Here is a 19758-nt window from a genome sequence, read left to right as displayed (position 1 = left end):
GGACGTCCGGGAACGTTGCAGCGCAAGGAGCTCGTCTTTTGAAGCACTCTCTTCTCCCCCTCGGTGGCGCCGCAGCCGCCACCGCCCTGCTGACCACCACCCTGGTCGGCACCGCCCAGGCGGCCCCCGACTGGGCGACCGACCCGATGGCGAGGAACAACGCCTCGGCGATCTCGGTCATCAACTTCTGGGCGGCCTCGAACTTCGCCGCCCTCAAGAAGGCGACGGTCTACAACCCCGACCCCGGGGCGCCGAAGATGAAGGTCGGCGGCGGCTTCTCCCCCGACGGCAGGCCCGGCAGCGTCGGTCCGACCGGCTCGCAGAAGGGCACCCCGTCGACCGCCAAGAACGTCAACCTGCCCAGGACCATCGGCAAGGTGTTCTTCGTCGTCAACGGCGAGTACCGCTGGTGCTCGGCCACCTCGATCCAGGGCAGGTACCGCAACCTCGTCGCCACGGCCGGCCACTGCGTCTACGACCCGGGCAGCAACAGCGACACCCTCGACAAGTGGGTCTTCGTCCCCGGCTACTACCAGGGCAAGACCCCCTGGGGCATCTACGTCGGCAAGTCGGCGTGGACGCACTACGACTTCGCCAACTACGAGGACTACGACAAGGACTACGCCTTCGTCACGGTCTACAACGGCGTCGCCTTCAACGGGGTCAGGCAGGTCACCAAGCGTGAGTACAACGGGTTCAGCGGACCCAAGTGGTCACGTGGCTCGCGATACCACATCCTGCTGTCGAAGGACGTCGGCCGTCTCGGCGACAACGTCGGTGGCCAGGGTTTCACCTGGAACCAGAGGACCGGCAAGACCGTCTACGCCTTCGGCTACCCCACCGCCCCGCACCCCGACGGCAACAAGCCCTACAGCGGCGTGACGCCCAAGTACGTGTACGGCAAGACGTCGGGCAAGGAGTACGTCTCCGCGGCGCACAAGGTCGAGGAGCACGTCGGCCTCAAGGGCGCCCTCACCCCGGGCGCCGACGGCGGACCGTGGATCTCGCAGTACAGCAGCTCCACGCGCCTGGGGCTCGTCAACGGCGTCACCAGCCTGTTCGGCGACCAGGACCAGAACGACCGCTACGACCTCATCACCTCGCCGTACTTCGACGGCGAGACCGCCGACATCTACCGCAAGGCCGCCAACGTGTGGTCCGGCAGGATCGTCGGCCCGAACGGCGAGCTCTACAGGTGACTCGTATCTCCTGAGGGGCTCTCACCCTCCTGACCATTCGCGGGACCCGGCGCGCAGCGCCGGGTCCCGCACCCGTTTTCCGGGGCCGAAAAGCGTTTCCCGGGGGGATCCGGAAGTTTCTCCGACCGGATGTGAGCGCGTTAGACGTGCCCACCCCGAAATCGGTGCCACCGATCCAGTGTGATCTGCATCACATGTCGATCATGACTCACCTCGACAGGTCGATCACCCCCCATCAGTCACTTTCGCCTCACGATCACCCCTACCTGCGGAAACAGTCTGATCCCACCTCAACCGCAACATCAGCATCAGAGGCGTCTAAACATCACGAAACGGTCTCGGCCCGCCAGGTCCGCCTCTTCCCCCTCGAACCGGCTTCCGGTGTTCAAGATCTGCGCTGTATGTTTCTGGCAATCCCTTTACTGAGGTTTGGGACGCAAGAGGCGTTCCACATCAGACCAAGGAGTTTCCCTTGAAGCGCATCCTCCTCCCCGCCGGTGGCGCCGTTCTGGCCACCGGTCTGCTCGCCGCCGGTCTGGCCGGCACCGCCAACGCCGCCCCGGACTGGGCCTACGACACCATGGCCAAGGACGCTCCGGCCGCGGTCGACGTCGCCAAGTTCTGGCTCGCGGCCAACGGCGTCACGAACAACCTGGCCAAGGCCACCCCCTACACCTGGGAGACCAAGGCCACGCCGAAGCTGAACGCCGGTGGCGGCTACGTCGCCGACGGCAAGCCCGGCGAGGTCAAGCCGACCGGTGAAGAGAAGAAGGCCGCCGCGAAGGTCAAGAACATCAACCTGCCGAAGTCCATCGGCAAGGTGTTCTTCGTTGACTCCAAGGGCGCGCTGAAGTGGTGCTCGGCCACCTCGATCCAGTCGCAGTACCGCAACCTGGTCGCCACGGCCGGCCACTGCGTCTACGACGACAAGGCCGACGCCAGCGTCATGGACAACTGGGTCTTCGTCCCCGGCTACTACCAGGGCAAGACCCCGTGGGGCATCTACGTCGGTAAGACGGCGTACACGCACTACGACTTCGCCAACTACGAGGACTACGACCGCGACTACGCGTTCGTGACCGTGTACAACGGTGTCCAGATCGGTGGCGGCACCGCCAAGGAAGTCAGCCAGAAGGACTACGAGGCCTCCACCGGCGCGAAGTTCGCCAAGGACGTCGCGATCTCCGAGGCGGAGTACAAGAAGACCGTCGACCTGCACGGTGGCGAGACCGCCGCCGCGTGGGCCAAGGCCGAGACCGTCAAGGACCCGGTCGGCCCGAACTACCCCGGCGCCGTTCTGACGCTGCAGGAAGTCTCCAAGGACGACTACGACAAGGCCCCCAGCGCTCACGGCACCAACGGTGCCAAGGCTCACTGGGCGACCAAGGTCGAGCACGTCACCAAGGCTCAGTACGACGCCTACAGCGGCCCCGGCTACCGCAAGATCGATGGCAAGGGCAACTACACCATCACCCACTACTACCTCAAGTTCTGGGTGAAGAAGACCGACATCAAGTCGTACTACAAGACGGTCTTCTACGTCATCGACGGCTTCATCAAGGACACCGGCAAGCTCGGTGACAACGTCGGTGGCCAGGGCTTCACCTGGAACCAGAAGCCGCAGCAGACGGTGTTCGTGTTCGGCTACCCGGCCGACGCGCACCCCGACGGCAACAAGGCCTACACCGGTGTCACGCCGAAGTGGACCTACGGCAAGACCAACGCGCAGAAGTACGTGCAGGCTGCCACGAAGGTTGAGGAGCACGTTGGCCTCAAGAGCTCCTTCACCCCCGGCGCCGACGGTGGCCCCTGGCTCGCCAAGTACAGCAACGCCAAGCGCCTGGGCTACGTCAACGGTGTCACCAGCCTCTTCGGTGACCAGGACAGCAACGGTCGCTACGACCTCATCACCTCGCCGTACTTCGACGGTGAGACCGCGGCCATCTACAAGAAGGCCGCCGCGGTGTGGTCGGGCTCGATCGTCAAGTAGTAGTAGCTCCCTGACGATCACCCGGGCCTGAGGGTCCAAACCTCAGACCCACAGCAACACCAGCTCCACCCAAAGCATCACCCGAGGGGGCCCGGCACCAGCCGGGCCCCCTCGGCCATTCCCCACCGGGATGCGTCGCGGAATCGGCGACCGTTCCACACATACGTCGAAGGGCCCGGCATGTGCCGGGCCCTTCGACGTTGTCGGGATGCCGTCCAGTCGCGGGTGTCGTCCATCGGAATTCCTGGCGGTGCCGGGTCCGACGGGTTCCCGGAGATCGCGGATGTTCCCTCGCGACGTCTCACGCGTCCTTGGACGGTGATCATCCCGCCTCCATGCCGCCAGATCGCGTTCTCAGACGGGACCAGATCCTCCAAGCCGGAAATCCCGTCCTGCGGCCAAGGTCCGACAGCGAAAGGATCAAGCCCTCACGGGAGGCGCGAGAAGGGAGGGGTTTTCCGCATGCGTTTCGCGTGCCGTCCGGCCCGCCCGAGAGCCCGGATCCCGAATCGACGGCTCTTTAGACGCGGTTCCCGCGGAATCGGTGCCATCAGATTGATGTGATCTGCGTCACATATGCTTGGTAACGGAATGTGTCCGATCAGTCACAACACATCCGTCACTTCAACAACAAGATTACGACCATCTGCACAAACCTATAGATCTCCAGCATTGGCTTCACGGGAGTCCAAACATCACAGAATGGCATCGAAACGATCAAGGAAGTCTTTGATCCCCAAACCGGCTTCCGGTGTTCAAGATCGGCGCTGTATGTTTCTGGCAATCCCTTTACTGACGCATGGGACGCAAGAGGCGTTCCACATCAGACCAAGGAGTTTCCCTTGAAGCGCATTCTCCTCCCCGCCGGTGGCGCCGTTCTGGCCACCGGTCTGCTGGCCGCTGGTCTGGCCGGCACCGCCAACGCCGCCCCGGACTGGGCCTACGACACCATGGCCAAGGACGCTCCGGCCGCGGTCGACGTCGCCGAGTTCTGGCTCGCGGCGAACGGTCACACGAACAACCTGGCCAAGGCCACCCCCTACACCTGGGAGACCAAGGCCACGCCGAAGCTGAACGCCGGTGGCGGCTACGTCGCCGACGGCAAGCCCGGCGAGGTCAAGCCGACCGGTGAAGAGAAGAAGGCCGCCGCGAAGGTCAAGAACATCAACCTGCCGAAGTCCATCGGCAAGGTGTTCTTCGTTGACTCCAAGGGCGCGCTGAAGTGGTGCTCGGCCACCTCGATCCAGTCGCAGTACCGCAACCTGGTCGCCACGGCCGGTCACTGCGTCTACGACGACAAGGCCGACGCCAGCGTCATGGACAACTGGGTCTTCGTCCCCGGCTACTACCAGGGCAAGACCCCGTGGGGCATCTACGTCGGTAAGACGGCGTACACGCACTACGACTTCGCCAACTACGAGGACTACGACCGCGACTACGCGTTCGTGACCGTGTACAACGGTGTCCAGATCGGTGGCGGAACCGGCAAGGCCGTGTCCAAGGACGAGTACGACAAGTTCACTGGTCCCAAGGTCGTCAAGACCAGCGAGATCACCAAGGCCCAGTACGAGGAGTGCAAGGACTTCAACGGGAAGGAGACCTCCGACTGCTACGCCAAGGAGGAGTCCTCCCAGGTCCTTGTCGGCCCGGACTGGAAGGAAAAGATCGACGGCGTTTGGTACAAGGCCGTCAAGGTTCAGGACGAGGTCACCAAGGCTCAGTACGACGCCGCCCCCAGCGGTGAGGGCCAGGGCTACAAGGACTACTTCGTCACTGAGCACGTCACCAAGGCCGTCTACGACGCCTACACCGGCCCCGGCTACCGCAAGATCGATGGCGTGGGCAACTACACCATCACCCACTACTACCTCGAGAAGTGGGTGAAGGAGTCCAAGACCACGAAGTACCTCAAGGACACCTTCATCATCGTCGAGGGCTTCATCAAGGACACCGGCAAGCTCGGTGACAACGTCGGTGGCCAGGGCTTCACCTGGAACCAGAAGCCGCAGCAGACGGTGTTCGTGTTCGGCTACCCGGCCGACGCGCACCCCGACGGCAACAAGGCCTACACCGGTGTCACGCCGAAGTGGACCTACGGCAAGACCAACGCGCAGAAGTACGTGCAGGCTGCCACGAAGGTTGAGGAGCACGTTGGCCTCAAGAGCTCCTTCACCCCCGGCGCCGACGGTGGCCCCTGGCTCGCCAAGTACAGCAACGCCAAGCGTCTGGGCTACGTCAACGGTGTCACCAGCCTCTTCGGTGACCAGGACAGCAACGGTCGCTACGACCTCATCACCTCGCCGTACTTCGACGGTGAGACCGCGGCCATCTACAAGAAGGCCGCCGCGGTGTGGTCGGGCTCGATCGTCAAGTAGTAGTAGCTCCCTGACGATCACCCGGGCCTGAGGGTCCAAACCTCAGACCCACAGCAACACCAGCTCCACCCAAAGCATCACCCGAGGGGGGCCCGGCACCAGCCGGGCCCCCCTCGGCCATTCCCCCACCGAATCCGGTCTTCTCGCAGAAGGCTCCCCGAGCGTGCAGACGACAGCCGGCCTCTGAGAGAACGCCCCTCCCTCTTCACGAGAACCTCCTCACGAGGGCCGCGCCAAAGGGACGGCGCTCAGTGAAGAGAAGATCGAGCTCAGGCGGAGTCGAGCTCCCCCACCCGCTCGTTCAGCTCCACCACCGGCCGCTCGGCGGCGTAAGGCTCCAGCCTGCGCCGCAGGTCGGCGACGTACGACCGCGTCCTGGCCGATTCCAGGCCCTTCGCCAGCTCCAGCGCCTCCACCGCGACAGAACAGGCCTCCTCCAGCTCCCCCGAGGCGAGCAGCCCGGCCGAGAGCAGCGACAGGTTGAACATCCGCCCGCGTACGTAACGCCCGTCCATCTCCAGCGAGCGTCTCGCGTGCCCTACCGTGCCCGGCCCGTCGCCCAGGTCGCGGAAGCAGTGCGCGACCTTCGCCGCCAGGTAGGCCTCGTCGAAGTAGGCGATCCAGTCGGGCTCGTGGCCGGCCCTGCGCCGGTCGAAGGAGAGTTCGGCCTCGTGGAGGGAGCTCGCGCACGCCGCGCGGTCGTCCAGTGCCGCGTGCGCGTGGGCCTCCAGCACGTGCGTCTCGGCGAGCAGCGCGAAGATCCCTGCCCGCCGGGCCGAGAGTTGCGCCGCCCTGGCCAGGTCGAGCGCGTGAGCGGGCTGTCCTATGTATATGGCCTGGTGGCTCATCCCCGCGAGGATCTCACCGCCGAGCCCGTGGTCGCCCGCCCCGCGCGCCAGGCGCAGCGCCTGGATCAGGTAGCGCTGGGCCAGGCCGTGCTGCTCCAGGTCGTAGGCCATCCATCCGGCCAGCCGGGTCAGCTCGGCGGCGGCCGACGCCAGCGCCTTTCCGGTGTTCTCGGCGTACGAGCCGTCGGCGAGGAGCGGCGCGACCGACGTGTCTAGATATTTCACGACGGCGGGCCGAACCCTCCCGCCGCCGAACCTGTTGTCCAGCTCCCCGAAAGACCGGGTGACCTCCCGGATCGCCGCGATGTCGTCCATGCCGACGCGCCGGTTGCCCTGCCCCTCGGGGCGGCCCTCCAACGGAAGGGTGAGCCAGCGCACCGCCCCGGCGGACCCGGCCCCGATCGCGAAGGTGGAGTCGAGCAAGAACCTGCGTCTCTCCACGTCCCCGCGCCACAGTGCTGTCACGGTCGAGATTCCCTCCTGCCACGTGTGGTCGAACTCCTGCCCGAGGTCGAGCGGCGTCAGAACGGCCGACAGGCCGAGATCCTCGGGGCTCATGGCCCTGCCGAGCCGGAGCGCGAAGATCTCGGCGAGCAGCCCCGTGACCGGGTCCCTCGGCCGCTGGCCCGCGATCCAGCGCAGCACGGAACTGTGGTCGTACCTCAGACCGGACAGGCCACGAGCCGCGCCGAGATCGTTGAGCCGGCGTGCCAGTCCTTTGTGGGTGAAGCCCGCCTCGGCGATGAGCCTCTGGAGTAGTCGGTTGGGCTCGCGTTCCATAGCTCCCCTCACCGCGAGAACCGCTTGGATGCCGACAACGCGCGCGATCCGGCCGTGCGCGCAGCGGCCACCTGATGCACACCTTACGCACATAGGTAACTGAGAGCTCTTTTTATAGCACGATCCGTGACGAACGTCGGGGTTTCCGGAAAGCACGGACGCCCCTCGCCGTTCGGGCGAGGGGCGTCGGTGATCGCGCTGCCTGTGAGGTGTCCCGTGGAGCCGAGCGACCCCTCCGACGAGGTGCCCCCGGAGGCGGGCGACCTCTCCGATCCGGGAACCGTTCCGGGAACCGTTCGTGACCTGTGCGGTGTCTCCTAGAGGCGGGCGACCCCGTCGGCACGGGCCTGCGCGGCGACAGCGGCGACGACCGCCGGAGCCACGCGCTCGTCGAACGGGCTGGGAATCACGTAGTCGGAAGAGAGGTCGTCGTCCTCGACCACCCCGGCGAGCGCCTCGGCCGCGGCGACCTTCATGTTCTCGGTGATCGTGGTGGCGCGCACGTCGAGCGCCCCGCGGAAGACGCCGGGGAAGGCGAGCACGTTGTTGATCTGGTTGGGGAAGTCGGAGCGGCCGGTCGCGACCACCTGCGCGTACTTGCGCGCGATCTCCGGCCGCACCTCGGGAGTGGGGTTGGACAGCGCGAAGACGATCGACCCCGAGGCCATCGACGCGATCGCCTCCTCCGAGACCGTCGAGCCCGACAGTCCGACGAACACGTCGGCCCCCGCGAGCGCCTGCTCGGTGGAACCGCGCAGGCCCGACCGGTTGCTGTCGCGCGCCAGGGCCTCCTTCACCGGGTTGAGCCCGTCGCGGCCCTCGTGGATGAGCCCCTTGGAGTCGGCGACCGCGATGTCGCCGATGCCGGCGTTGAGGAGAATCCTGCTCACCGCGATCCCGGAGGCGCCGGCTCCGGCGACCACGACCCGCAGGTCTCCCAGCGAGCGGCCGGTCAGCCGTGCGGCGTTCTTCAGCGCGGCCAGCGCGACGATCGCGGTGCCGTGCTGGTCGTCGTGGAAGACGGGGATGTCGAGGATCTCGCGCAGGCGCGACTCGACCTCGAAGCAGCGGGGCGCGCTGATGTCCTCGAGGTTGATCCCCCCGAAGGAGGGGGCGAGCCGGACGATCGTCTCGACCAGCGCGTCCACGTTGGTGCAGTCGAGGCAGATGGGCACCGCGTCGACGTCCGCGAACTGCTTGAACAGCAGCGCCTTGCCCTCCATCACCGGCATGGCGGCGGCGGGCCCGATGTCTCCGAGGCCGAGCACCGCGGTGCCGTCGGAGACCACTGCGACCACGTTGGAGATCCAGGTGTAGTCCTTGGCCAGCTCGGGCTCGTCGGCGATCGCGCTGCAGACCCTGGCCACACCCGGCGTGTAGGCGAGTGCCAGGTCGTCGGCGTCACGGACCGGGACGGTGGAGCGGACCTCCAGCTTGCCGCCGCGGTGCAGGGCGAAGGCCGGATCCAGATCGAGGGCATCGAGAGATTCGAGAGAGACGGAGGATGGCATGACGGCCACAGCGACCCCTGTAGTTCATGTCAGACAGACGGATGTTTCCTTCGGAGGCGGCCGGAGGAGCCGTCCCGGGCTTCTGTAGCCGCTCGGGGCCTGCTCACTGGGCACGGTCGCCAGGAGGGGTACGGGGGTCACCCGTTGCTCGATTGTGCCACATGTTGAGACTGCCTCCACTGGAGGAAGTCCACTCACTTTCGCCGTCCGGGTGTTAGCCTCACCACATCGTGTAATACTCGAAATCCATGCCGCCTCTTACATTGACGGATCCCCAGATGGACCTCACCTCCTACGCGGAGCTGGCCGTACTACTGATCAACAGCCCCGACCGGCTCACCGGCCTCGAAGGGCTGCGTCTGCTTCTGGAAGAGGGCGGCCGCTACCGGCCGGGCTGCCGAATCACCAGGAGTGATCTGGAGGCCCTGCGCGACCTGCGCGAGGAATTGCTGATCGTGTTCGAGACCGCGGAGGCCGGCGACGAGGAGGCGGTGGTCGACCGGCTCAACTCGCTGCTCATCCACCACCCGGTCCAGCCGCAGATCTCCGGTCACGACGGCGAGCGCTGGCACCTGCACCTCACCGAGGGAGGCCGGATGGCCGACCAGTACGCGGTGGGAGCGGTGATGGGACTCGCCACCATGATCACCGACCTCGGCGTCGACCGGCTCGGCCTCTGCCAGGCGCCGCCCTGCCGCAGGGCCTATCTCGACACCTCCTCCAACCGGTCGCGCCGCTACTGCTCCGAGCGGTGTGCCAGCCGGGCCAACGTCGCCGCCTACCGTGCCCGCCAGAAGGTCGTCAGGTAGAGCTACCTGGCCCGCCAGAGGCCCGGCCAGTAGCGCAGCACCACCCGGCCGACGATCGACGACGCGGGCAGCGCCCCGAAGTCCCAGCTGTCGCGCCGCCCCGGCGCGCGCTGATTGTCGCTCTCCAGCCACCACCCGCCGTCCGCCTCCCACGCGGCGCGCTTGACGATGAGCACGGCGGGGTCGGACGGCAGCCGGGCGACGACCAGGTCACCGGGCCGCACGACCGCGCCGCGCCGCACCCAGAGCCAGTCTCCCGGTCGCAACGCGGGCAACATCGACTCACCCGCGACACGGACTCTCATCGAGCGTAACCCCCTCCCACGCGGGCATTCGGAGACGAGTAAGGTCGTTAACCGGACCATTCTGAACCTGGCATCAAGGAAGGATTTCCGATGCTCGCACGACTTATGCGCCCCAAGCACATCGCCTCCGCGCACTGCGACCTGCCCTGCGGTGTGTACGACCCGGCCCAGGCCCGCATCGAGGCCGAGTCCGTCAAGGCCATCATGGAGAAGTACGCAGGAAACGAGGACCCGGTCTTCCGCTCCCGCGCGCTCACCATCAAGGAGGAGCGGGCCGAGCTGGTCAAGCACCACCTGTGGGTGCTGTGGACCGACTACTTCAAGCCCCCGCACCTGGAGACCTACCCGCAGCTGCACCAGCTGTTCTGGGAGGCCACCAAGCTCGCGGGCGCGGCCGGCGGCAAGGGCACGGTCGACGTCGCCAAGGCCGACGAGCTCCTCGGCAAGATCGACGACATCTCCAAGATCTTCTGGGAGACCAAGGCCGCTTAAAACCCTCACAACGATGTTGTGAGAGGGCACCGGTGATCCGGATCGAGGAAACGTCCCCGGGACACCCCTTGATCCGGATCGGGGCCCGCGAGGAGGCGTCATCGCCGTCACGGCGTCCGGGTCGCGACGCCCGGTCGTCCAGCAGGCCGAACACCGGCGCGCCGGCGCGTCCGGTCACCGCCCAGGACCGCGATGCGCCAGGGCCGTCATTAAAAACAGTGCCCTTTTTGCGTATCTTCAGGGGCTCTTGATGGTGGCAAATCGCCCCGATCGCGAGTCCAAGCGGGCCAACCACCGTCTCAGGGCTGTAGGTTGCAGTCAGCGACTCTGCGAGGAGGAACGTGACCGAACACACCGAGGCGCCCGCGGTCGGCATGGGCGGGATCCGTGACGTGGTGAGCGTCCGGCTGCCGGCGACGAGCGCCTATCTGTCCGTGCTGCGTACGGCGACAGCCGCACTCGCCGTACGGCTGGACTTCACGCTGGACGAGATCGAGGATCTTCGGATCGCGGTCGACGAGGCGTGTGCGATGCTGCTGACCCAGGCTGTTCCCGGCACAGATCTGACCGCCGAGTTCGAGCTCACCGGGCAGCTGATGAAAGTGCGGGTCGAGGTCAGCACAGTGGGGAGCACGCCTCCGAAGCGCGACGACTTCGCGTGGATGGTGCTCACCGCCCTGGCTGACGATGTGGATGCCGTAACCGACTCCCCCGACCGTATGGCGATCGTCCTCCGCAAGCGCCGAGGCGCGGCGAGGCCGGCGTGACGGAAAGGACTCGTGCCATGGCCGCCAGCGACCACGCGGTGCCCGACCGGGTGCGTGCGCGCCTGCTCTTCGCGGAACTGGTGGAGTTGACCTCCGACGACCCGCGGCGTCAGCGCATTCGCGACGAGCTCGTCGAGCTCCACCTTCCCCTCGTCGAATACCTCGCCCGCCGGTTCCGCAACCGGGGTGAGTGGCTGGACGACCTCACCCAGGTCGCGACCATCGGGCTGATCAAATCGATCGACCGCTTCGATCTCGGCCGCGGGGTGGAGTTCTCCACCTACGCGACCCCGACGATCGTGGGCGAGATCAAACGCCACTTCCGTGACAAGGGCTGGGCGGTCCGCGTGCCGCGCCGCCTGCAGGAGCTCAAGCTCTCGCTCACCAAGGCGATCAGTGAGCTCTCCCAGCGGGAGGGGCGCGCGCCGACCGTGGCCGAGCTGGCCGCGTTCCTGAAGATGAGCGAGGAGGAGGTGCTCGAAGGGCTGGAGTCGGCCAACGCCTACTCCACGGTCTCCCTCGACGCGCCCGACTCCGGCGACGACGACGCGCCGGCGGTGGCCGACTCCCTCGGGATCGTGGACGACTCCCTGGAGGGTGTCGAATACCGCGAGTCGCTCAAGCCCTTGCTGGAGCGGCTGCCCCCGCGTGAGAAGCGGATCCTGCTGCTGCGTTTCTTCGGCAACATGACGCAGTCTCAGATCGCCACCGAGCTCGGCATCTCCCAGATGCACGTGTCCCGGTTGCTCGCCAGGACCCTCGCCCAGCTCCGGGAGGGTCTCACCGTCGACGACTAGCGAGAGGGCTGGTCGTGGTCTCCGTAGAGGGCGTGTGTCGTCGGCGGGGACAGCAGCGTGACCAGTCCGATCACCGCGAGGACGATCAGCGAGACGCCGATCACCCGCTGGTCGGACTGGATCATCGTGACCGAGACCGGGATGGCGAAGATCTGCGTCAGCACCCCCGGGCTCCGCGACCATCGCTCCGAGTGGAGCATTCCCCAGCCGACCCAGAGCAGGGCCGCGCCGATGATGATCCCGAACGCGGCGACGGCGATCGAGGTCATCAGGTCGGACGGCCGGCCGATCACCGTCTCCACTCCGGCGTAGCCGCCGAGGAGCAGGACGGTCGCGCCTTCCAGCGCCATGACGGCGGCGGCGACGGTGAGGGTCATCGGACGGTTCGACACGGGGCAACCCTATCGTCGGGTATGGCCGCCCGGCCCTTCCCCCACCCCGGCCCCGCTCCTCGTCCTCCCTCCCCGCGCATCAGGCTTCTCCTTCCGCCGCCTCAGCCCGGTTTCCGGCGGATACGCTGAGGTCATGCGCGCGATGCTCCTGGTGAATCCGAAGGCGACGACGACCAACCAGCGAACCAGGGACGTTCTCATCAGAGCGCTGAGCGCGACGATGAACCTCACCGTCGAGGAGACGGCCTACCGGGGGCACGCGATGCGGCTCTCCCGCAAGGCGCACGCCTCCGGCTACGACGCGGTGGCCGTGCTGGGGGGTGACGGCACCATCAACGAGGCGGTGAACGGGCTGCTCGACCCGGTGGACGGCAAGGCCGGCGACGAGGGCAGCTCGATCGACAGGCCCGCGCTGCTCGCGATCCCCGGTGGCAGCGCGAACGTCTTCGCGAGGGCCCTGGGCCTGCCGAACGACCCGGTCGAGGCGATGGGGGCGATCCTGGAGGCGATCCGCGACGACCGGAGACGGACCGTCGGACTCGGTCAGGCGATCTGGGGTGACCACAGTAGATATTTCACGTTCTGTAGTGGTCTGGGGTACGACGCCGAGGTGATCAGGGCGGTCGAGGGGATGCGGGGCACCGGCCGCAAGGCGACACCCACCCGCTATGTGAACACCGCGTTACACCACTATCTGTCGACCGACAAACGTCACCCGCCGATGACCGTCGAGGGCCCCGACGTGCCGCGGACCGGCGGCATCTTCATGGCCGTCGTCTCCAACACCTCCCCGTGGTCCTACATCGGCCCTCGGCCGGTCTCCCCGACCCCGTGGGCGAGCTTCGAGACCGGGCTCGACCTTCTGGGCCTGCAGCGTCTCGGCCTGCCCTTCATGCTCCAGCTGATGCCCCAGATCCTCGGTGAGCGCGACACGCTGCCGACAGGTCGCCACCTGGTGCAGCTCCACGACGAGAAGGAGTTCACCCTGAGCGCCGGGCGCCCCGTGGCGTTCCAGCTGGACGGGGACTACTTGGGAGAGGTCGAACGAATAACGTTCCGCTCTATCCCCGACGCGTTACAGGTCTTGGTCTAATCGGTTACGTGCGAGCCTGTGTGACGCATCCGACATCCATTTCAGGCAAAACGTTCCCCCAAACCTCTTGCGTGTACTAAGCGTGGCTGACAATCTCAAGATGACGTCGGAACGTAGGACCTTTGAGCGGCCACCTCGCTCCCAGGCCACCGGCGATCAAGCGGGCAGTCCCCCGACCCGGATCACGGGCCGGGGATCCGTTCGCGCTGATTAGTGAAACTCTTCACAAAGTGAGCCGCCGGAGCCGACGCAAGGGCTCCTCTTACGAAGGAGTGGACGCATGGACTGGCGCCACCGAGCCGCCTGCCGTGACGTGGACCCCGAGCTGTTCTTCCCGATCGGCAACACCGGCCCCGCCCTGATGCAGATCGAAGAAGCCAAGCAGGTCTGCGGTACGTGCAGCATCAGCGAAGCATGCCTGAAGTGGGCCCTGGAATCCGGTCAGGACGCCGGTGTCTGGGGCGGCCTGAGCGAGGACGAGCGACGCGCGCTCAAGCGCCGCACGGCTCGTGCCCGCGCCCGCGCGAGCGTCTGACCCCTCCGCGCCGATCCTTCCGTCTCCCCCGGCCGGGTGACGAGCACGTCCCCGGCCTGGTGAGCCCTCTTTTCCGTCCCGGGCGACAAGCACGTCCCCTCGCGAGAACGCGACCCGACGCGCTCCCCCTCCCCCGCTCACACCGCGGGGAGGGGGATGCTCAGGCTCACCTCGGTCCCGCCACCCTGGCGCGGCTCGATGGCGAGACGCCCGGACAGCTCACCCACCACCAGGGTACGGACGATCTGCAGGCCGAGACTGGTGGCCTGGTCGAGATCGAAGTCCTCCGGCAGCCCGCTGCCGTCGTCGGACACGATCACATCCAGCCGCTCGGCCCCGCGTGACACGATCACTTGGAGCTTGCCCTGACGCTGCGCCAGCCCGTGCTGAACCGCGTTCTGCAGCAGTTCGGTGAGGACCATCGCGAGCGGCGTCGCGATCTCCGAGCGCAACACCCCGAACGCCCCGATCCGGGACGGCACCACCTGCGCCTCGGGCGCCGCGACCTCCCCCGTCATCGCGATCACCCGGTCGGCGATGTCGTCGAAGTCGACCTGCTCCTCGGGCGTGTGCGAGAGCGTCTCGTGCACGATCGCGATCGACCCGACCCTGCGCACCGCCTCCTCCAGCGCCTCCCTGCCCTCCGGCAGCTGCATCCGCCTGGCCTGGAGCCGCAACAGCGCGGCCACGGTCTGCAGGTTGTTCTTCACCCGGTGGTGGATCTCCTTGATGGTGGCGTCCTTGGTCATCAGCTCCCGCTCGCGGCGCCGCAGCTCGGTCACGTCCCTGATGAGCACCAGCGCGCCGATTCTCCCGCCGCCGACGACCAGCGGGATCGCCCGCAGCTGCACGACCGTGCCGCCCGACTCCACCTCCGTCTCCTTGGGCTCCCGCCCGCTCGCGACGAGCATCAGGTTCTCGTTGATGGGCTCGTCGGAGTAGCAGAGCGTCGCGGTCGTACGGCCCAGCTCCGCGCCGACCAGGTCGGCGTTGAGACCCAGCCGCCGGTAGGCCGACAGCGCGTTCGGCGAGGCGTACGTGACACGGCCCGCCCGGTCGAGCCTGAGCAGCCCGTCGCCCACCCTCGGCGAGCGGACCAGGATCGGCTCGGCGCCGGAGAACGGGAAACGGCCCTCGGCCACCATCTGGGCCAGGTCGGAGGCGCTCTGCAGGTAGGTCAGCTCCAGGCGGGAGGGGGTGCGCGCGGAGGAGAGGTTCGTCGAGCGCTGGATGACGCCCAGGAAGTGGTCGGCCCGCCGCACCGGGATGGTCTCCTCGCGGACCGGCACCCCGCTCGACCAGTCGGGATCGCCCTCGCGGCAGATGCGCCGCTCGTTCCAGGCGGTCTCCAGGAGCGGCCTCTCCCCCGCCGACGCCGTCATGCCCACGATGTCGTCGTGGTAGACCGTCGGCCCCGTGGTGGGCCTCATCTGCGCGATCGCGATCCAGCCGGTGCCCTCCTTCAGGGGGATCCACAAGATCAGGTCCGCGAAGGAAAGGTCGGCGAGAAGCTGCCAGTCGGACACCAGCGAGTGCATCCACTCAAGGTCCGCATCGTCGAGCGCGGTGTGACGAACCGCCAGGTCGCTTAGAGTCGGCACCCGTGCATCATGCGTTCTTTGCAGGCCCGAACGCGAATCGGGTGAGTCCGGCTGGAAAGATGCCGCCTATGGAGCAGACCCCCGATCCGCTGGCCCGGTTCCGCACGGCGGCGGCCACGAGGGAGACGGCGGGGTTGCGGCGGGTCCTGCGCGCCCGCACACCCGACGACGACGGCCTGATCGACCTGGCCTCCAACGACTACCTCGGCCTGGCCAGGGACGAGCGGCTGATCGAGGCGGCCGTGGAGGCCACCCGCGCCTGGGGCACGGGCTCCACGGGCTCCCGCCTGGTCACGGGCTCCACGGCCCTGCACGCGCGCCTGGAGACGCGTCTGTGCGCCTTCACCGACGCGCGGGGCGCCCTGGTGTTCTCCTCCGGCTATCTGGCCAACCTGGCCGCCGTAGCGGCCCTGGGCAGGGACGCCCTGGTGGTCTCCGAGGCGGGCAACCACGCCTCCATCGTGGACGCCTGCCGGCTGTCGCGCTCACGGGTCGTGGTCACTCCGCACCGGGACACGACGGCCGTGGAGAAGGCACTCGCCGACCGGGACGAGGAGCACGCGATCGTGGTCACCGACGCGGTCTTCTCCGTGGACGGCGACCTGGCACCGCTTGAGGAACTGCACGCGGCGACGGCGCGCCAGGGCGCGCTGCTGATCGTCGACGAGGCGCACTCGATCGGGGTCGTCGGCGCTCGCGGGCAGGGTGCGGTGCACGCCGCGGGGCTCGCGGCCGAACCGGGTGTTGTGAGAACGATCACACTGTCGAAATCCCTGGGATCGCAGGGTGGAGCAGTGCTCGGCGCGCCCGAGGTTATCCAGACCCTCGTGGACACGGGACGCTCGTTCATCTTCGACACCGGGCTCGCACCGGGCAGCGTGGCGGCGGCACTCGCCGCCGTCGATATCCTTCACCATCAGCCCGAACTGCCCGGACTTGTCCGGACCAGGGCGAGGGAGCTGGCCGCGATGGCCCGTGACCTCGGCCTGGAGACCGGCGATCCGGCGGGCGCGGTCGTCCCCATCGTGCTCGGCCCGCCCGAGACCGCGCTTCGGGCCGCCCTCGTCTGCGCGGAACACGGGGTGCGCGCCGGATGCTTCCGGCCGCCTTCGGTGCCGGTCGGCCGCTCTTGCCTGCGGTTGACGGCACGGGCCAATCTGAGTTCCGATGATCTAGCGGTGATCCGGGGTGCACTCACCGCCGTGGCCGAGATGAAGGTGACCATGTGAGCGACGACTCCCCGCGGATCCCGAAATACTACGACGTCAAGCGCAGCCTGCTCAGCCTCACCAAGAGCCTGCCCGCAGGCAGCGCCCTGCCACCGGAACGGGCCCTCGCGGTCCGCTTCGAGACGTCGCGCACGACCGTGCGCCAGGCCCTGTCCGAGCTCGTGGTCGAGGGCCGCCTGGTGCGCATCCAGGGCAAGGGGACGTTCGTCGCGCAACCCAAGGTCGCCCAGGTCCTTCAGCTCACCTCCTACACCGGGGACCTGCGGACCGTCGGCCTCGAACCCGACACCAAGATCCTCGACATCAGCTACGTCACCGCCGACGAGGCGCTCGCCCGCCGCCTGGCGATCAACGCCGGCGGCCGCGTGCTGCGCCTCCACCGGCTGCGCCTGGCCAACGGCGAGCCGATGTCGATCGACACCACCCACCTGTCGGCCCGGCGCTTTCCCCGCCTCAGGCGGGAGCTGGAGATGCACTCCTCGCTGTACGAGACGCTGTACAACGCGTACAACGTGCGGCTGACCGACGCCGAGGAGATCATAGAGACCGTGCTCGCCACCCCGTACGACGCGCAGGTGCTCAGTGTGGACGTCGGCCTGCCGATGCTCCTGCTCACCCGGCACGCCTTCGACGCGGACGGCAACCCGGTCGAGTGGGCCCAGTCCCTGTACCGGGGAGACCGCTACAAGTTCATCACCCGCCTGCGCCGCCCCTGAGGCACACCGGTCCCGCGTACCCCGGCGCCGTTCCGTGCCCGCGCACGGCGACGTCCGCTCCCCTGAGGCGCGCGCCCGCACCGCCCGCGCGCCTCTCCACCGCCCCCACCGCCTCTTCACCACCCGCGCCGCCCGCCCCGCACCGCCTTTTCTGCGTCCACCCCGCCTAAGGTGAGACAGGTGAGCATTCTCGTGGTCACCGGGACCGACACCGGGGTGGGGAAGACGGTCGTCACCGCGGCGGTGGCCTCGCTCGCCAGGGAGCGGGGCTCCTCGGTCGCGGTGGTGAAGCCCGCGCAGACCGGGGTGTCCGGCGCCGACCCCGGCGACGTGGACGACGTCATCCGGCTGTCCGGAGTGGGGACGACCTTCGAGCTGGCCAGATATCCCGCCGCGCTCTCCCCCGCCGCGGCGGCCCGCCTGTCCGGCCTGCCACCGGTCTCCGTCGCGCGGGCCGCGGCCCGGATCGAGGAGCTGGCCTCCTCGCACCGGCTGGTGATCGTCGAAGGTGCGGGCGGGCTGCTCGTCCGCTTCGACGAGGAGGGTGCGACCCTCGCCGACCTCGCCCGCGCGCTCTCGGCACCGGTCCTCCTGGTGGTCAGGGCCGGGCTCGGCACCCTCAACCACACCGCGCTGACGCTGGAGGCGATGGCCCACCGAGGGCTGGAGCCCGCCGGGGTGGTGATCGGCTCCTGGCCCGCCGAGCCCGGCCTCGCCGAGCGGAACAACGTGGCGGACCTGGAGATGCTGGCCGCCCGGCCGCTGGCGGGCGCCCTCCCCGAGGGAGCCGGGCTGCTGGAGCGCGACGCCTTCGCCCGCGCGGCCCGCGCGGGGCTGGGTCCCACGCTGGGGGGCGGCTTCGACCCCGCTTCCTTCCGGGCCACCCTTAGGCTTTCCCCGTAGCCGAAGCCGCGGCCCATCTCCCCGCTGGAGGTATCAGATGAGCGACATCCTCGAGATCGCCCGGACGCAGGTGCTTGAGGAGGGCCGTGGGCTCGACGCCGCGCAGGCGCTCCGTTGCCTGGAGCTTCCCGACGACCGTCTCGACGAGTTGCTCGCCCTCGCCCACGAGGTGCGGATGAAGTGGTGCGGCCCGGAGGTGGAGGTCGAGGGCATCGTCTCCCTCAAGACCGGCGGCTGCCCGGAGGACTGCCACTTCTGCTCGCAGTCCGGGCAGTTCTCCTCCCCGGTCCGCGCCGTCTGGCTCGACATCCCCTCGCTGGTCGAGGCCGCCAGGGAGACCGCGGCGACCGGTGCCACCGAGTTCTGCATCGTGGCCGCCGTACGGGGCCCCGACCGGCGCCTGATGGACCAGGTCCGCGAGGGGGTGAAGGCGATCCGCGAGGCGGTCGACATCAACGTGGCGTGCTCGCTCGGCATGCTCACCCAGGAGCAGGTCGACGAGCTGGCCGAGATGGGCGTGCACCGCTACAACCACAACCTGGAGACCGCGAGGTCGCACTTCGAGAAGGTCGTCACCACCCACACCTGGGAGGAGCGCTGGGACACCTGCCTGATGGTGCGCGAGGCCGGGATGGAACTGTGCTGCGGCGGCATCGTGGGGATGGGCGAGACCCGGGAGCAGCGGGCCGAGTTCGCCGGCCAGCTCGGCGAGCTGGCGCCCGACGAGGTCCCGCTGAACTTCCTCAACCCGCGCCCCGGCACCCCCTTCGAGTCCTTCCCGCTGCTGGAGGGACCGGAGGCGCTCAGGACGATCGCCACCTTCAGGCTCGCGCTGCCCCGCACGATCCTGCGCTACGCGGGTGGCCGCGAGCTGACCCTGGGCGACCTGGGTACCCGTGAGGGCATGCTCGGCGGCATCAACGCGATCATCGTCGGCAACTATCTGACCACCCTCGGCCGTACGGCCGAGGCCGACCTCGGCCTGCTGGTGGACCTCAAGATGCCCATCAAGGCGCTCTCCGACACCCTCTGAGACCCCCTCGGAGCCTCGCGCGGGCTCGCGGAGATCACCCTCACCCTCAACCTGTTCGGGAACATCTCGGAGCCTCGCGCGCGGGCTCGCGGAGACGCGAAGGTCCCCGCGAGCCCGATCTCACCCGGCCACTGCCGAACTCCCGCCGGTTCTCGCCTTACCTCGTAGGGTCCGCACTCCGCCTGTACCGGACTCCCCGCCGATCTCCGTCCCGCCACGGTGGGTCCGCGCTCCGGCCCGTACCGAACCCCCGTCGCCCCCGTACGGTGCCCGCCACCAGGCGTTGGGCGGTTCGATTCCCGACAGACACGATATGTGCCGGCCGCATTAGGCGATGGGATCGGGGCAGGGGGAACAATCCCTGTCCGGCTAAGTGACTGACT

The 19758-nt window shown here is 68.2% G+C and carries 18 protein-coding genes; 13 read left to right on the top strand and 5 right to left on the bottom strand.

Annotated elements, in window-relative coordinates; all coding sequences use genetic code 11:
* Window positions 1-38 precede the first annotated feature (38 nt).
* The 3 genes from ABZ664_RS37080 to ABZ664_RS37070 all read left to right on the top strand — a co-directional run bounded on the left by ABZ664_RS37080 (window position 39) and on the right by ABZ664_RS37070 (window position 5564).
* Window positions 39-1199, top strand: coding sequence for a hypothetical protein (locus ABZ664_RS37080; protein WP_362521421.1), 1161 nt, complete (start codon window positions 39-41; stop codon window positions 1197-1199).
* A 472-nt stretch (window positions 1200-1671) separates the two neighbouring features.
* The gene (locus tag ABZ664_RS37075; RefSeq protein WP_362521418.1) at window positions 1672-3189 is read left to right on the top strand and encodes a hypothetical protein; all 1518 of its coding nucleotides are present in this window, start codon (window positions 1672-1674) and stop codon (window positions 3187-3189) included.
* Between the two features lie 842 nt (window positions 3190-4031).
* Complete coding sequence (locus ABZ664_RS37070; RefSeq protein WP_362521415.1) at window positions 4032-5564, top strand: hypothetical protein; 1533 nt, start codon at window positions 4032-4034, stop codon at window positions 5562-5564.
* A 269-nt stretch (window positions 5565-5833) separates the two neighbouring features.
* On the opposite strand, the gene ABZ664_RS37065 is transcribed toward ABZ664_RS37070, so the two are convergent.
* Both ABZ664_RS37065 and ABZ664_RS37060 read right to left on the bottom strand, forming a co-directional pair.
* Window positions 5834-7192, bottom strand: coding sequence for a hypothetical protein (locus ABZ664_RS37065; RefSeq protein ID WP_362521412.1), 1359 nt, complete (start codon window positions 7190-7192; stop codon window positions 5834-5836).
* 317 nt (window positions 7193-7509) lie between these two features.
* Window positions 7510-8703, bottom strand: coding sequence for an NADP-dependent malic enzyme (locus tag ABZ664_RS37060; protein WP_362521493.1), 1194 nt, complete (start codon window positions 8701-8703; stop codon window positions 7510-7512).
* 278 nt (window positions 8704-8981) lie between these two features.
* Here ABZ664_RS37060 and ABZ664_RS37055 point away from each other — a divergent pair, with 278 nt between their 5' ends.
* Window positions 8982-9512: a CGNR zinc finger domain-containing protein gene (locus tag ABZ664_RS37055; protein ID WP_362521409.1), complete on the top strand. Its 531-nt coding sequence runs from the start codon at window positions 8982-8984 to the stop codon at window positions 9510-9512.
* 2 nt (window positions 9513-9514) lie between these two features.
* Here ABZ664_RS37055 and ABZ664_RS37050 read toward each other — a convergent pair whose 3' ends face one another.
* Window positions 9515-9817 (bottom strand): S24 family peptidase, encoded by a 303-nt coding sequence (locus ABZ664_RS37050; RefSeq protein WP_362521406.1) that lies wholly within the window; start codon window positions 9815-9817, stop codon window positions 9515-9517.
* A 90-nt stretch (window positions 9818-9907) separates the two neighbouring features.
* Between ABZ664_RS37050 and sodN the strand changes: the two genes are divergently transcribed.
* The 3 genes from sodN (at window position 9908) to ABZ664_RS37035 (ending at window position 11873) form a co-directional block, all read left to right on the top strand.
* Window positions 9908-10309 (top strand): superoxide dismutase, Ni, encoded by a 402-nt coding sequence (sodN, locus tag ABZ664_RS37045; RefSeq protein ID WP_362521403.1) that lies wholly within the window; start codon window positions 9908-9910, stop codon window positions 10307-10309.
* A gap of 374 nt (window positions 10310-10683) precedes the next feature.
* Window positions 10684-11076 (top strand): anti-sigma factor, encoded by a 393-nt coding sequence (locus ABZ664_RS37040; protein ID WP_037972535.1) that lies wholly within the window; start codon window positions 10684-10686, stop codon window positions 11074-11076.
* 17 nt (window positions 11077-11093) lie between these two features.
* The gene (locus ABZ664_RS37035; RefSeq protein ID WP_344893659.1) at window positions 11094-11873 is read left to right on the top strand and encodes an RNA polymerase sigma factor SigF; all 780 of its coding nucleotides are present in this window, start codon (window positions 11094-11096) and stop codon (window positions 11871-11873) included.
* Here the strand turns inward: ABZ664_RS37035 and ABZ664_RS37030 are convergent.
* A complete protein-coding gene (locus ABZ664_RS37030) occupies window positions 11870-12265 on the bottom strand; it encodes a hypothetical protein (RefSeq protein WP_362521399.1) in 396 nt (131 codons plus the stop codon). The genes ABZ664_RS37035 and ABZ664_RS37030 overlap by 4 nt on opposite strands.
* A 133-nt stretch (window positions 12266-12398) precedes the next feature.
* Here ABZ664_RS37030 and ABZ664_RS37025 point away from each other — a divergent pair, with 133 nt between their 5' ends.
* The gene (locus ABZ664_RS37025) at window positions 12399-13358 is read left to right on the top strand and encodes a diacylglycerol kinase family protein (protein WP_362521396.1); all 960 of its coding nucleotides are present in this window, start codon (window positions 12399-12401) and stop codon (window positions 13356-13358) included.
* 280 nt (window positions 13359-13638) lie between these two features.
* A complete protein-coding gene (locus tag ABZ664_RS37020; RefSeq protein ID WP_350949771.1) occupies window positions 13639-13893 on the top strand; it encodes a WhiB family transcriptional regulator in 255 nt (84 codons plus the stop codon).
* A 137-nt stretch (window positions 13894-14030) separates the two neighbouring features.
* On the opposite strand, the gene ABZ664_RS37015 is transcribed toward ABZ664_RS37020, so the two are convergent.
* Window positions 14031-15494, bottom strand: a complete 1464-nt coding sequence (locus tag ABZ664_RS37015) for a histidine kinase N-terminal domain-containing protein (protein WP_362521392.1) — start codon at window positions 15492-15494, stop codon at window positions 14031-14033.
* A gap of 68 nt (window positions 15495-15562) precedes the next feature.
* Between ABZ664_RS37015 and ABZ664_RS37010 the strand changes: the two genes are divergently transcribed.
* From ABZ664_RS37010 to bioB, 4 genes are all read left to right on the top strand, one after another.
* Window positions 15563-16723 carry an 8-amino-7-oxononanoate synthase gene (locus ABZ664_RS37010; protein ID WP_362521389.1) on the top strand — a complete coding sequence of 387 codons (1161 nt, stop codon included), beginning with the start codon at window positions 15563-15565 and terminating at the stop codon, window positions 16721-16723.
* Complete coding sequence (locus tag ABZ664_RS37005) at window positions 16720-17439, top strand: GntR family transcriptional regulator (RefSeq protein ID WP_350949774.1); 720 nt, start codon at window positions 16720-16722, stop codon at window positions 17437-17439. The genes ABZ664_RS37010 and ABZ664_RS37005 overlap by 4 nt, the downstream gene beginning before the upstream one ends.
* Before the next feature lie 180 nt (window positions 17440-17619).
* Window positions 17620-18342 carry a dethiobiotin synthase gene (gene bioD / locus ABZ664_RS37000; protein WP_362521386.1) on the top strand — a complete coding sequence of 241 codons (723 nt, stop codon included), beginning with the start codon at window positions 17620-17622 and terminating at the stop codon, window positions 18340-18342.
* 37 nt (window positions 18343-18379) lie between these two features.
* Complete coding sequence (gene bioB / locus ABZ664_RS36995) at window positions 18380-19375, top strand: biotin synthase BioB (RefSeq protein ID WP_350949776.1); 996 nt, start codon at window positions 18380-18382, stop codon at window positions 19373-19375.
* Window positions 19376-19758 lie beyond the last annotated feature (383 nt).

The organism is Streptosporangium sp. NPDC006930, assembly GCF_040635605.1.
Taxonomy (GTDB): Bacteria; Actinomycetota; Actinomycetes; order Streptosporangiales; family Streptosporangiaceae; genus Streptosporangium.
Note: the sequence above shows the minus strand (reverse complement) of the source record. Positions and strands in the feature narration are given on the sequence as shown.

Coding starts and splice junctions, on each gene's coding strand:
- ABZ664_RS37060 (WP_362521493.1), bottom strand. CDS start 8,703: ATGCCATCCTCCGTCTCTCTCGAATCTCTCGATGCCCTCGATCTGGAT.
- ABZ664_RS37035 (WP_344893659.1), top strand. CDS start 11,094: ATGGCCGCCAGCGACCACGCGGTGCCCGACCGGGTGCGTGCGCGCCTG.
- ABZ664_RS37050 (WP_362521406.1), bottom strand. CDS start 9,817: ATGAGAGTCCGTGTCGCGGGTGAGTCGATGTTGCCCGCGTTGCGACCG.
- ABZ664_RS37020 (WP_350949771.1), top strand. CDS start 13,639: ATGGACTGGCGCCACCGAGCCGCCTGCCGTGACGTGGACCCCGAGCTG.
- bioB (WP_350949776.1), top strand. CDS start 18,380: ATGAGCGACATCCTCGAGATCGCCCGGACGCAGGTGCTTGAGGAGGGC.
- ABZ664_RS37040 (WP_037972535.1), top strand. CDS start 10,684: ATGGGCGGGATCCGTGACGTGGTGAGCGTCCGGCTGCCGGCGACGAGC.
- ABZ664_RS37025 (WP_362521396.1), top strand. CDS start 12,399: ATGCGCGCGATGCTCCTGGTGAATCCGAAGGCGACGACGACCAACCAG.
- sodN (WP_362521403.1), top strand. CDS start 9,908: ATGCTCGCACGACTTATGCGCCCCAAGCACATCGCCTCCGCGCACTGC.
- ABZ664_RS37055 (WP_362521409.1), top strand. CDS start 8,982: ATGGACCTCACCTCCTACGCGGAGCTGGCCGTACTACTGATCAACAGC.
- ABZ664_RS37065 (WP_362521412.1), bottom strand. CDS start 7,192: ATGGAACGCGAGCCCAACCGACTACTCCAGAGGCTCATCGCCGAGGCG.
- ABZ664_RS37010 (WP_362521389.1), top strand. CDS start 15,563: ATGGAGCAGACCCCCGATCCGCTGGCCCGGTTCCGCACGGCGGCGGCC.